Source organism: Pseudomonas alcaligenes (assembly GCF_014490745.1).
Classification (GTDB): Bacteria; Pseudomonadota; Gammaproteobacteria; order Pseudomonadales; family Pseudomonadaceae; genus Aquipseudomonas; species Aquipseudomonas alcaligenes_C.
In genome coordinates this window covers 1,887,501-1,899,216 of the sequence record NZ_LZEU01000001.1, presented here as the reverse complement: position 1 = coordinate 1,899,216, position 11,716 = coordinate 1,887,501, and the positions used below count along the sequence as shown (strand labels likewise).

9 protein-coding genes, 2 tRNA genes and 2 rRNA genes are annotated in these 11,716 nt (G+C 60.8%); 6 read left to right on the top strand and 7 right to left on the bottom strand.

The annotated features are described in order from the left end of the window. Positions 1–2: 2 nt before the first annotated feature. Genes A9179_RS08570 through fabI form a run of 3 tightly spaced genes read left to right on the top strand, consistent with a single transcriptional unit; the run spans position 3 to position 3,455 of the window. Positions 3–1,022, top strand: coding sequence for an ABC transporter permease (locus A9179_RS08570; RefSeq protein WP_187808537.1), 1,020 nt, complete (start codon positions 3–5; stop codon positions 1,020–1,022). Between the two features lies 1 nt (position 1,023). Further along, positions 1,024–2,640, top strand: a complete 1,617-nt coding sequence (locus tag A9179_RS08565) for an ABC transporter ATP-binding protein (RefSeq protein ID WP_187805398.1) — start codon at positions 1,024–1,026, stop codon at positions 2,638–2,640. 20 nt (positions 2,641–2,660) lie between these two features. Next, positions 2,661–3,455 (top strand): enoyl-ACP reductase FabI, encoded by a 795-nt coding sequence (gene fabI / locus A9179_RS08560; RefSeq protein WP_187805397.1) that lies wholly within the window; start codon positions 2,661–2,663, stop codon positions 3,453–3,455. A gap of 41 nt (positions 3,456–3,496) precedes the next feature. Here the strand turns inward: fabI and A9179_RS08555 are convergent, their stop codons facing one another. From A9179_RS08555 to A9179_RS08545, 3 genes are read right to left on the bottom strand one after another with little or no spacing between them, the layout of a single operon-like run. Beyond that, positions 3,497–4,813, bottom strand: coding sequence for a sensor histidine kinase (locus tag A9179_RS08555; protein ID WP_187805396.1), 1,317 nt, complete (start codon positions 4,811–4,813; stop codon positions 3,497–3,499). Then, on the bottom strand, positions 4,810–5,478 hold the full coding sequence (locus tag A9179_RS08550) for a response regulator transcription factor (RefSeq protein ID WP_187805395.1): 669 nt from the start codon (positions 5,476–5,478) through the stop codon (positions 4,810–4,812). Before A9179_RS08550 ends, A9179_RS08555 begins: the two co-directional genes overlap by 4 nt. Further along, the gene (locus A9179_RS08545; protein WP_187805394.1) at positions 5,478–5,789 is read right to left on the bottom strand and encodes a PepSY domain-containing protein; all 312 of its coding nucleotides are present in this window, start codon (positions 5,787–5,789) and stop codon (positions 5,478–5,480) included. The genes A9179_RS08550 and A9179_RS08545 overlap by 1 nt, the downstream gene beginning before the upstream one ends. Before the next feature lie 214 nt (positions 5,790–6,003). Here A9179_RS08545 and A9179_RS08540 point away from each other — a divergent pair, with 214 nt between their 5' ends. From A9179_RS08540 to queD, 3 genes are all read left to right on the top strand, one after another. Continuing rightward, the gene (locus A9179_RS08540; RefSeq protein ID WP_187805393.1) at positions 6,004–7,083 is read left to right on the top strand and encodes a patatin-like phospholipase domain-containing protein; all 1,080 of its coding nucleotides are present in this window, start codon (positions 6,004–6,006) and stop codon (positions 7,081–7,083) included. A 34-nt stretch (positions 7,084–7,117) separates the two neighbouring features. Beyond that, positions 7,118–7,489: a YfeK family protein gene (locus tag A9179_RS08535; RefSeq protein WP_187805392.1), complete on the top strand. Its 372-nt coding sequence runs from the start codon at positions 7,118–7,120 to the stop codon at positions 7,487–7,489. Positions 7,490–7,576: 87 nt separating this feature from the next. Then, complete coding sequence (gene queD, locus A9179_RS08530; RefSeq protein WP_187805391.1) at positions 7,577–7,933, top strand: 6-carboxytetrahydropterin synthase QueD; 357 nt, start codon at positions 7,577–7,579, stop codon at positions 7,931–7,933. Between the two features lie 183 nt (positions 7,934–8,116). Here queD and rrf read toward each other — a convergent pair. The 4 genes from rrf to A9179_RS08510 all read right to left on the bottom strand — a co-directional run bounded on the left by rrf (position 8,117) and on the right by A9179_RS08510 (position 11,686). Further along, a 5S ribosomal RNA gene (gene rrf, locus A9179_RS08525) occupies positions 8,117–8,232 on the bottom strand. 134 nt (positions 8,233–8,366) lie between these two features. Continuing rightward, positions 8,367–11,258: ribosomal RNA gene (locus A9179_RS08520) — 23S ribosomal RNA — on the bottom strand. A 244-nt stretch (positions 11,259–11,502) separates the two neighbouring features. Further along, positions 11,503–11,578 (bottom strand) — tRNA-Ala (locus A9179_RS08515). A gap of 31 nt (positions 11,579–11,609) precedes the next feature. After that, positions 11,610–11,686 (bottom strand) — tRNA-Ile (locus A9179_RS08510). Between the last annotated feature and the right edge of the window lie 30 nt (positions 11,687–11,716).

The following is an 11,716-nucleotide window of genomic DNA, read 5'->3' as shown; positions in this document are numbered from 1 at the left end:
TGATGAAACTCTCCCCGCTCAATCAACGACGCTTTGCCCGCTTCAAGGCCAACAAGCGCGGCTGGTGGTCGCTGTGGCTGTTCCTCGTGCTGTTCCTCGCCAGTCTCGGCGCCGAGCTGATCGCCAACGACAAGCCGCTGCTGGTGCGTTACGACGGCCAGTGGTACTTCCCGGTGCTCAAGCGCTACCCGGAAACTGCCTTCGGTGGCGAATTCCCGCTGCAGGCCAACTACAAGAGCCCCTATATCCAGGAGCTGATCGCCGCGAAGGACGGCTGGATGCTCTGGCCGGCGATCCCCTTCAGCTACTCCAGCATCAACTACGAGCTGCAGGTGCCGGCGCCCTCGCCGCCCTCGGCGCAGAACTGGCTGGGTACCGACGACCAGGGCCGCGACGTGCTGGCGCGGGTGATCTATGGCTTCCGCGTGTCGGTGCTGTTCGCCCTGACCCTGACTCTGCTCAGTTCGGTCATCGGCGTGATCGCCGGCGCCCTGCAGGGTTTCTACGGCGGCTGGGTCGACCTGGCCGGGCAGCGCTTCCTGGAAATCTGGTCAGGCCTGCCGGTGCTCTACCTGCTGATCATCCTGGCCAGCTTCGTCCAGCCGAACTTCTGGTGGCTGCTGGGCATCATGCTGCTGTTCTCCTGGATGAGCCTGGTCGACGTGGTGCGCGCCGAGTTCCTCCGTGGCCGCAACCTGGAGTACGTGCGCGCCGCCCGCGCCCTGGGCATGGGCAACGGGGCGATCATGTACCGCCACATCCTGCCCAATGCCATGGTCTCGACCATGACCTTCATGCCGTTCATCCTCACCGGGGCGATCGGCACCCTGACCGCTCTGGACTTCCTCGGCTTCGGCCTGCCCGCCGGCGCGCCCTCGCTGGGCGAGCTGGTGGCCCAGGGCAAGGCCAACCTACAGGCCCCCTGGCTGGGCATCAGCGCCTTCGTCGTGCTCGGCGCCATGCTGACCCTGCTGGTATTCATCGGCGAAGCCGCCCGCGATGCCTTCGACCCGAGGAAATGACATGAGCCAGGCAGACAACAACCTCATCGAAGTCCGCGACCTGGCCGTCGAGTTCTGCAACGGCGAGCAGGTGCAGCGCGTGGTCGAAGGCGTCAGTTTCGATATCCGCAAGGGCGAAACCCTGGCCCTGGTCGGCGAGAGCGGCTCGGGCAAATCGGTCACCGCCCACTCCATCCTGCGCCTGCTGCCCTACCCGCTGGCCCGCCACCCGGCTGGCAGCATCGGCTATGCCGGCGAGGATCTGCTCAAGCTGGGCGAAGCGCGGCTGCGTGGCATCCGCGGCAACCGCATCGCCATGGTGTTCCAGGAGCCGATGACCTCGCTCAACCCGCTGCACAGCATCGGCAAGCAGATTGGTGAAGTACTGGCCCTGCACAAGGGCCTGACCGGCAAGGCGGCCACCGCACGGATAATCGAGCTGCTCGAGCTGGTCGGCATTCCCGAGCCGCACAAGCGCCTGCTCGCCCTGCCCCACGAGCTGTCCGGCGGCCAGCGCCAGCGGGTGATGATCGCCATGGCCCTGGCCAACGAGCCGGAGCTGCTGATCGCCGACGAGCCGACCACCGCGCTGGACGTCACCGTGCAGCTGAAAATCCTCGAATTGCTCAAGGAATTGCAGGCGCGCCTGGGCATGGCCCTGCTGCTGATCAGCCACGATCTCAACCTGGTGCGAAGAATTGCCCACCGCGTATGTGTCATGCAGCGCGGTCGCATCGTCGAACAGGCGTCGTGTGACGAATTGTTCCGCGCTCCGCAGCATCCCTATACCCAGGAACTGCTCGGCGCCGAGCCCAGCGGCGAGCCGGCGGTCAACCCCGTGGGCGCGCCGCTGCTGGAAGTGGACGACCTGCGCGTGTGGTTCCCGATCAAGAAAGGGCTGCTGCGGCGCACGGTCGATCACGTGAAGGCGGTGGACGGAATCAACTTCAGCCTGCCCCAGGGCCAGACCCTGGGCATAGTCGGCGAAAGCGGTTCCGGTAAGTCCACCCTCGGTCTGGCGATCCTGCGGCTGCTCGGCAGTCAGGGTGCCATCCGCTTCCAGGGCCAGGCGCTGAACGGGTTGTCGCAACAGGCCGTAAGGCCACTGCGGCGGCAGATGCAGGTGGTGTTCCAGGATCCTTTCGGCAGCCTCAGCCCGCGTATGTCGGTCGGGCAGATCGTTGGCGAAGGCCTGCACATCCACCGCATGGGCAGTGCAGCAGAGCAGGAACAGGCAGTCATCGACGCGCTTGTGGAGGTAGGTCTGGATCCGGAAACCCGGCACCGCTATCCCCACGAGTTTTCCGGCGGGCAGCGGCAGCGGATTGCCATTGCCCGAGCACTGGTGCTGAAACCGGCGCTGATTCTGTTGGACGAGCCCACTTCGGCGCTCGACCGTACGGTGCAGCGCCAAGTGGTGGAACTCCTGCGTTCGTTGCAGGCCAAGTACAACCTGACCTACCTGTTCATCAGCCATGACCTGGCGGTGGTCAGGGCCCTGAGTCATCAGCTGATGGTGATGAAACAGGGCAAGGTGGTGGAACAGGGCTCTGCCGAAACGATTTTCGCCGCACCGCAGCACACTTATACCCGACAGTTGCTGGAAGCCGCCTTTCTGGCCCCTGCGACTGCCGACTAACTGAAAGAGGAATGACGCACATGGGTTTTCTCGCCGGTAAGCGCGTACTGATCGTTGGCGTGGCCAGCAAACTGTCGATTGCCTCGGGCATCGCCGCCGCCATGCACCGCGAGGGCGCCGAGCTCGCCTTCACCTACCAGAACGACAAGCTCAAGGGCCGCGTCGAAGAGTTCGCCGCAGGCTGGGGCTCCAATGCCGAGCTGTGCTTCCCCTGCGACGTGGCCAACGACGAGGAAATCGCCCAGGTCTTCACCGAGCTGAGCAAGAAGTGGGATGGCCTGGACTGCATCGTCCACTCCGTCGGCTTCGCCCCCGGCGACCAGCTGGACGGCGACTTCACCGCCGTCACCACCCGCGAGGGCTTCAAGATCGCCCACGACATCAGCGCCTACAGCCTGGTGGCCCTGGCCAAGGCCGGCCGCGAGCTGATGCAGGGCCGTAACGGCAGCATCCTCACCCTCTCCTACCTGGGTGCCGAGCGCACCATGCCCAACTACAACGTGATGGGCATGGCCAAGGCCAGCCTGGAAGCCGGCGTGCGCTACCTGGCCGGCAGCCTCGGCCCGGAAGGTACCCGCGTCAACGCCATCTCCGCCGGGCCGATCCGCACCCTGGCCGCTTCCGGCATCAAGAGCTTCCGCAAGATGCTCGCCGCCAACGAGAAGCAGACCCCGCTGCGTCGCAACGTGACCATCGAGGAAGTCGGCAACGCCGGCGCCTTCCTCTGCTCCGACCTGGCCTCGGGCATCAGTGGCGAGATTCTCTATGTCGACGGCGGCTTCAATACCACCGCCATGGGCAATATCGAAGACTGATTGCGCCCCTTATGAAAAAGGCCGCCTGCGGGCGGCCTTTTTCATGCCCGCAAGGGCAGCTCGATGCGCACCCGCAAGCCGCCCCAGGGGTTGTCCTCCAACGCCAGCAGGCCGCGCCAGGCCTCGATCATGTCGCGCACTATGCCCAACCCCAGGCCGTGCCCGCTCACCTGTTCATCCAGGCGGCTGCCGCGGCCCAGTACCTCGGCGCGCAGTTCCGCCGCAATACCCGGGCCGTCGTCGTCGATCAGCAACCGATAACCCTCCGGCGTGCGACTGACCGCCAGTTGCACGCGACTGTCGGCCCACTTGCAGGCGTTGTCCAGCAGGTTGCCGAGCAACTCGAGCAGGTCTTCGCGATCCCATGGCAGGCGCAACTCCGGCTCGGCCTGCCAGTTCAGCTGCAAGCCACGGTTGTGAATCATGCCCAGGGTGCTCAGCAGCGCCGGCAACTCTTCACCGCAATGGAAATGCGCCCCGGGCAGCACCTCGCCCGCCAGCCGTGCCCGCCCCAGTTCGCGTCCCAGGCGCTGCTCGATCTGCTCCAGCTGCTCACGCAGGCTGCGCTGCAGCTCGGCATGCTCACGCAGCTCCGGCCGATTACTCAGGCTGACCAGCACCGCCAGCGGGGTTTTCAGCGCATGGCCGAGATTGCCCAGGGCATTGCGCGAACGATTGAGGGTGTCCTCGGTATGCGCCAGCAGGCGGTTGATCTGATTCACCAGCGGCTGCAGCTCCACCGGTACCTCGGCATCCAGCTCGTTGCGCTGCCCCTGCTGCAGCTGGGCAATCTGCTCGCGCACCCGCTCCAGCGGCTGCAGCGCGGCTCGCACCGTATAGCGCTGGGCCAGCAGGATCAGCAGCAACGCCGCCCCGCCCAGGCCGAGCCCCAGCCATTGCAGGCGTCGGAAGTTGTGCAGGATCGGTGCGTAGTCCTGCGCCACGCTGATCGAGAAGTGCTGGCCGAAGCGCTGGTAATCCGCGCGGTAGAGCAATAGCCGCTGGCCGCGCGGGCCGTCGCTAAGGCCTGCTTGTAATCCAGGCTCACTCGGCAGCTCCAGGCTGCGATCCCACAGCGAACGCGAACGCCAGGTCTGCTCGGCAAAATCGATACGGAAATACTGACCGGAGAAGGTTCGCTTGAACGCCGGGTCGACCCGCTGCTCATCCAGCTGCACGCCCTGATGGCCGCGCACCAGGGCGATCAGCAGGCTTTCGCTCTCGTCCTTCAGGCCGTCCTGCAGGTAACGGCGCAAGCCCAGATCGAACAGCAGCAGGCTGCCCTGGGCCAACGCCAGCCCCACCAGCAGCAGAACGGCAGCCAGGCTCAGGCTCAGGCGGCGCTGGATCGACCTCACCCGCTCACCCCGGCGAAGCGATAGCCCTGGCCGCGGCGGGTTTCGATCACTTCGCGCCCCAGCTTGCCGCGCAGGCGGTTCACATGCACTTCGAGGACATTGGAGTCGCGCTCGGTCTCGCCGTCATACAGGTGCTCGGCCAACTGCCCCTTGGACAGGATCTGCCCGGGATGCAGCATGAAGTAGCGCAGCAGGCGGAACTCGCCAGCGGTCAGCTCGACCACCCGCTCGCCATGCAAGGCACACTGGCGCGCCTCGTCCAGCAGCAGGCCGGCCGCCTCCAGCTGCGGCTGGTTGGCCAGGCCGTGGGCACGCCGCAGCAGGGCCTGGATGCGCAAGGCCAGCTCCTCGGGATGGAAAGGCTTGCTCAGGTAATCATCGGCCCCGGCCTTGAGCCCCTCGATACGCTCGGCCCAGGAAGAGCGGGCGGTGAGAATCAGCACCGGCACCGCCAGACCACCGGCACGCCACTCGCGCAGCACCTCGAGCCCAGGCTTGCCGGGCAGGCCGAGATCGAGAATGATCAGGTCGTAAGGTTCGCTGGCGCCCTGGTAGAGCGCATCGCGGCCATCAGCCAACCAGTCGACGGCATAGCCTTGGCGGGTGAGGTCGGCCAGCAGTTCGTCGGCCAGCGGCACATGGTCTTCCACCAGCAACAGACGCATCAGTCCTCCACCTCATCCTTGAGCACACGCCCGTCGCGGGCGTCGACCTCCAGCTCACGCACCACGCCATCGGTCAGCAGTTCGATCTCGTAGACATAGGCATCGTCTTCTTCCTCCAGCTCGGCTTCCAGCAGCGTGGCCCCCGGATAGCGACTGAGCGCCGGCTGCATCAGCTCCTCGAGTGGCCGGATAACCTCGGCCTGACGCAGGCGCAGCGCCTCGTCCTGATCCAGATCGCGCGCCTGCACCTGCAGGCTGAGCAGTATGCTCAGCAAGACCGGTATGCCGCAGTGTCGAGTCACGAATATCATCGCTGTTTCCGTTTAATCCCTGTCTTCGGTCGCTCACGGGGTGCCGCTAAGCTCATTGCCCTCATGTTTGCCGGAGCAACGCAGCTTAGCCAGTGCGGCTTAATCCAAGCTGAACGCCACGGCCTGGCCTAGCGCCTGTCATTCACAGCCTGAAACTCCCTTGGCCTGAGCGGAGGCCTCTTTATAATCGCTGCTTCGTTTTGTGGAGACCAGCATGACCGCCTTCCAGATCAAATCCCCCGCCCTCAGCCTGCGCGCCGGCAAGCGTGCCATCGCCCGCATCCGCGAGCATGGCTTGCAGGCCGGCGATGTCGATACCCTGCCGGGCGCCGCGGGTGGCCCCAAGGGCCTGGGCATCCAGGGACTGGATCTGGCATTGTTCGGCGACTGGCTGCCACGCGCGCCGCGGCCGCGCACCCTGATCGGCGCCTCCATCGGCTCCTGGCGCTTCGCCAGTGCCTGCCTGCCGGATGCCTGCGCGGGGATTCGTCGCCTGGGCGAGCTGTACACCAGCCAGCGCTTCGCCAAGGGCGTGAGCATGGCCGAAGTCTCCCGCAGCTGCGTGGAACTGCTCGACCAATTGCTCGACGGCCAGGACGCCGCGCTGCTGAACAACCCCTTGTACCACCTGAACATCGTCGTGGTCAGAAGCCGCGGCCTACTCCGCCATGACCATCGCGGCGCCCTGGGCCTCGGCCTGTCGTCGGTAATCGGCAACAACCTGCTCAGCCGCCGGCGCCTGAGTCGCCACTTCGAGCGGGTCATCCTCCACGATGATCGACAGACGCCGCCGCTTGCAGCGCTGGAAGACTTCCCTTCGCAGTTCCACAGCCTGAATCCGGCCAACCTGCGCCAGGCCCTGCTGGCCTCAGGCTCCATCCCCATGGTGATGCAGGCCATCCGCGAGATACCGGGTCTTGAACCTGGCGCCTACCGCGACGGCGGCCTGCTCGACTATCACCTGGATCTGCCCTATCAAAGTGAAGGCGTGGTGCTTTATCCGCACTTCACCGACAAGGTGATCCCCGGCTGGTTCGACAAGGGTCTGCCATGGCGCCGCGGTGACGCCCAGCGCCTGCAGGATGTCGTGCTGCTGGCGCCCTCGCGCGAGTACCTGGCCAGCCTCCCCCACGGCAAGCTGCCAGATCGCAGCGACTTCAAGCGCTACCTGGGTAACGATGCCGGGCGTGAACGCTACTGGCGCCAGGCCATGGCCGAAAGCACTCGGCTCGGCGACGAGTTTCTCGAACTGGTCGATAGCGGCCGCCTGATCGATCGGCTACAACCGCTCTGATCAGTCCATCGACCAAACACAAGGAAGTACCAGCATGCGCCACTCCACGCTACAGCTCTGCGCATTCATGCTTCTCTGCTCCTGCAACAGCGCCCAGGCAGCGCTCAACGAGCAGAGCCAACAGGAAGTCGATGCCCTGCTCGCTTTCGTCGAAAGCAGTGGTTGCGCCTTCATTCGTAACGGCGACGAACACAGCCCGCAGGATGCCCGCGCCCACCTGCAGAAGAAGCTCGACTATCTGAATGACAAGGATCTGGTCGACTCGGCAGAAGACTTCATCGATCGCGCAGCCACCGAGAGCAGCCTCAGCGGTGAACCCTACCAGGTGAACTGCCAGGGCCAGCGGCAACCGTCCGCTGACTGGCTGAAACACGAACTGCAGCGCCTGCGCCAGAGCAATCACTGAGGCGCCGGGTAAAGGCCGGGGCGAACTGGTAAACTGCAGGCATGCTGCATGCCGTTGCGCAGTCCTCCTTTATCAGAGTGTCAGATAGTGGAACTCTTCAAAGAATTTACCTTCGAATCCGCCCACCTCTTGCCCCATGTTCCCCAGGGGCACAAGTGCGGCCGCCTGCATGGCCACTCCTTCCGGGTTGCCGTCTACATTGAAGGCGAGGTCGATCCCCATACCGGCTGGATTCGCGATTTCGCCGAGATCAAGGCGATCTTCAAGCCGATCTACGACCTGCTTGACCACAACTACCTGAACGAAATCGCCGGCCTGGAAAACCCTACCAGCGAGAACCTCGCCAAATGGATCTGGCAGCAGCTCAAGCCGCTGCTGCCCGAGCTCTCGCGTATCCGCGTGCACGAAACCTGCACCAGTGGCTGCGAATACCGCGGCGACTGAAGATCACGCCAGCCAGAAGCCACCTACGGGTGGCTTTTTTGTATCTGCTCGACGCCCCTTCCCAGCTGCGCCGCGAAATACAGGAGCCTTCCTGAGGTTTACCGGCACTGTCGCCAATATTTTCTGTTGCGCAAAAGCCAAACCCCCAACCCGATTGCTCGGATTGGGGGTTTGGGGATAGGAGCTTGACGATGACCTACTCTCACATGGGGAAGCCCCACACTACCATCGGCGATGCGTCGTTTCACTACTGAGTTCGGGATGGGATCAGGTGGTTCCAACGCTCTATGGTCGTCAAGCAATTCGGTTGGGGACTCGGTGTTTAGTCGCTTCCCCTAATTGGGTATGTGATGTCGTGGTATTGCGTGTTCTGGCAAATTTTCGGTCTGTTTGTCGACTTCACCGTCTAACAGCCAAATTGTTTGGGTGTTATATGGTCAAGCCTCACGGGCAATTAGTATTGGTTAGCTCAACGCCTCACAGCGCTTACACACCCAACCTATCAACGTCGTAGTCTTCGACGGCCCTTCAGGGAGCTCAAGGCTCCAGTGAGATCTCATCTTGAGGCAAGTTTCCCGCTTAGATGCTTTCAGCGGTTATCTTTTCCGAACATAGCTACCCGGCAATGCCACTGGCGTGACAACCGGAACACCAGAGGTTCGTCCAACCCGGTCCTCTCGTACTAAGGTCAGCCCCTCTCAAATCTCAAACGTCCACGGCAGATAGGGACCGAACTGTCTCACGACGTTCTAAACCCAGCTCGCGTACCACTTTAAATGGCGAACAGCCATACCCTTGGGACCGGCTTCAGCCCCAGGATGTGATGAGCCGACATCGAGGTGCCAAACACCGCCGTCGATATGAACTCTTGGGCGGTATCAGCCTGTTATCCCCGGAGTACCTTTTATCCGTTGAGCGATGGCCCTTCCATACAGAACCACCGGATCACTAAGACCTACTTTCGTACCTGCTCGACGTGTCTGTCTCGCAGTCAAGCGCGCTTTTGCCTTTATACTCTACGACCGATTTCCGACCGGTCTGAGCGCACCTTCGTACTCCTCCGTTACTCTTTGGGAGGAGACCGCCCCAGTCAAACTGCCCACCATACACTGTCCTCGACCCGGATAACGGGCCAGAGTTAGAACCTCAAGCATGCCAGGGTGGTATTTCAAGGATGGCTCCACGCGAACTGGCGTCCACGCTTCAAAGCCTCCCACCTATCCTACACAAGCAGGCTCAAAGTCCAGTGCAAAGCTACAGTAAAGGTTCACGGGGTCTTTCCGTCTAGCCGCGGATACACTGCATCTTCACAGCGATTTCAATTTCACTGAGTCTCGGGTGGAGACAGCGCCGCCATCGTTACGCCATTCGTGCAGGTCGGAACTTACCCGACAAGGAATTTCGCTACCTTAGGACCGTTATAGTTACGGCCGCCGTTTACCGGGGCTTCGATCAAGAGCTTCGCTTGCGCTAACCCCATCAATTAACCTTCCGGCACCGGGCAGGCGTCACACCCTATACGTCCACTTTCGTGTTTGCAGAGTGCTGTGTTTTTAATAAACAGTCGCAGCGGCCTGGTATCTTCGACCGGCATGAGCTTACGGAGCAAGTCCTTCACCCTCACCGGCGCACCTTCTCCCGAAGTTACGGTGCCATTTTGCCTAGTTCCTTCACCCGAGTTCTCTCAAGCGCCTTGGTATTCTCTACCCAACCACCTGTGTCGGTTTGGGGTACGGTTCCTAGTTACCTGAAGCTTAGAGGCTTTTCCTGGAAGCATGGCATCAACCACTTCATGTTCTAAAAGAACACTCGTCATCAGCTCTCGGCATTAAGACCCCGGATTTACCTAAGATCTCTGCCTACCACCTTAAACACGGACAACCAACGCCGTGCTGGCCTAGCCTTCTCCGTCCCCCCATCGCAGTAACTAGAAGTACAGGAATATTAACCTGTTTCCCATCGACTACGCATTTCTGCCTCGCCTTAGGGACCGACTAACCCTGCGTCGATTAACGTTGCGCAGGAACCCTTGGTCTTTCGGCGTGCGAGTTTTTCACTCGCATTGTCGTTACTCATGTCAGCATTCGCACTTCTGATACCTCCAGCAAGCTTCTCAACTCACCTTCACAGGCTTACAGAACGCTCCTCTACCGCATCACTTACGTGATACCCGTAGCTTCGGTGTATGGTTTGAGCCCCGTTACATCTTCCGCGCAGGCCGACTCGACTAGTGAGCTATTACGCTTTCTTTAAAGGGTGGCTGCTTCTAAGCCAACCTCCTAGCTGTCTAAGCCTTCCCACATCGTTTCCCACTTAACCATAACTTTGGGACCTTAGCTGACGGTCTGGGTTGTTTCCCTTTTCACGACGGACGTTAGCACCCGCCGTGTGTCTCCCATGCTCGGCACTTGTAGGTATTCGGAGTTTGCATCGGTTTGGTAAGTCGGGATGACCCCCTAGCCGAAACAGTGCTCTACCCCCTACAGTGATACATGAGGCGCTACCTAAATAGCTTTCGAGGAGAACCAGCTATCTCCGAGCTTGATTAGCCTTTCACTCCGATCCACAGGTCATCCGCTAACTTTTCAACGGTAGTCGGTTCGGTCCTCCAGTCAGTGTTACCTAACCTTCAACCTGCCCATGGATAGATCGCCCGGTTTCGGGTCTATACCCAGCGACTAAACGCCCTATTAAGACTCGCTTTCGCTACGCCTCCCCTATTCGGTTAAGCTCGCCACTGAATATAAGTCGCTGACCCATTATACAAAAGGTACGCAGTCACCCAACAAAGTGGGCTCCCACTGCTTGTACGCATACGGTTTCAGGTTCTATTTCACTCCCCTCTCCGGGGTTCTTTTCGCCTTTCCCTCACGGTACTAGTTCACTATCGGTCAGTCAGTAGTATTTAGCCTTGGAGGATGGTCCCCCCATATTCAGACAAAGTTTCTCGTGCTCCGTCCTACTCGATTTCACTTCTAAGATCCTTTCGCGTACAGGGCTATCACCCACTATGGCCGCACTTTCCAGAGCGTTCCGCTAAAATCAAAGAAGCTTAAGGGCTAATCCCCGTTCGCTCGCCACTACTAAGGGAATCTCGGTTGATTTCTTTTCCTCAGGGTACTTAGATGTTTCAGTTCCCCTGGTTCGCCTCTTGCACCTATGGATTCAGTACAAGATAACCATCTTATGATGGCTGGGTTCCCCCATTCAGAGATCTCCGGATCACAGTCTATTTGCCGACTCCCCGAAGCTTATCGCAGGCTATCACGTCTTTCATCGCCTCTGACTGCCAAGGCATCCACCGTATGCGCTTCTTCACTTGACCATATAACCCCAAGCAATCTGGTTACTGTCTCAATCGTGAAGACGACATTCGCCGAAAATTTGCATAGAGAACACGCAAATTTTACCTTGACTCGACTCATTACCAGTGAAAGTAATAAATCGGTCTACTTCTATCACATACCCAAATTTTTAAAGAACAGTTCTGGCGCAAAGACCAGAACTCAACATCTCAGCCACTTCAGTAGCAGATGCTCAGTTCTGAGCTTTCAGCGATCTCGAGTTAATGGTGGAGCCAAGGAGGATCGAACTCCTGACCTCCTGCGTGCAAAGCAGGCGCTCTCCCAGCTGAGCTATGGCCCCATCTACGGACTTGGCCACATCCCTTGACAATTGGTGGGTCTGGGCAGATTCGAACTGCCGACCTCACCCTTATCAGGGGTGCGCTCTAACCAACTGAGCTACAGACCCAATCGTCTAACTCTCGGGTCTAAACCCAAT

Bases quoted from the DNA above. Each gene is read 5' to 3' on its own strand.
- A9179_RS08570 (WP_187808537.1), top strand. From the start codon at position 3: ATGAAACTCTCCCCGCTCAATCAACGACGCTTTGCCCGCTTCAAGGCC.
- A9179_RS08565 (WP_187805398.1), top strand. From the start codon at position 1,024: ATGAGCCAGGCAGACAACAACCTCATCGAAGTCCGCGACCTGGCCGTC.
- fabI (WP_187805397.1), top strand. From the start codon at position 2,661: ATGGGTTTTCTCGCCGGTAAGCGCGTACTGATCGTTGGCGTGGCCAGC.
- A9179_RS08550 (WP_187805395.1), bottom strand. From the start codon at position 5,478: ATGCGTCTGTTGCTGGTGGAAGACCATGTGCCGCTGGCCGACGAACTG.
- A9179_RS08545 (WP_187805394.1), bottom strand. From the start codon at position 5,789: ATGATATTCGTGACTCGACACTGCGGCATACCGGTCTTGCTGAGCATA.
- A9179_RS08540 (WP_187805393.1), top strand. From the start codon at position 6,004: ATGACCGCCTTCCAGATCAAATCCCCCGCCCTCAGCCTGCGCGCCGGC.
- A9179_RS08535 (WP_187805392.1), top strand. From the start codon at position 7,118: ATGCGCCACTCCACGCTACAGCTCTGCGCATTCATGCTTCTCTGCTCC.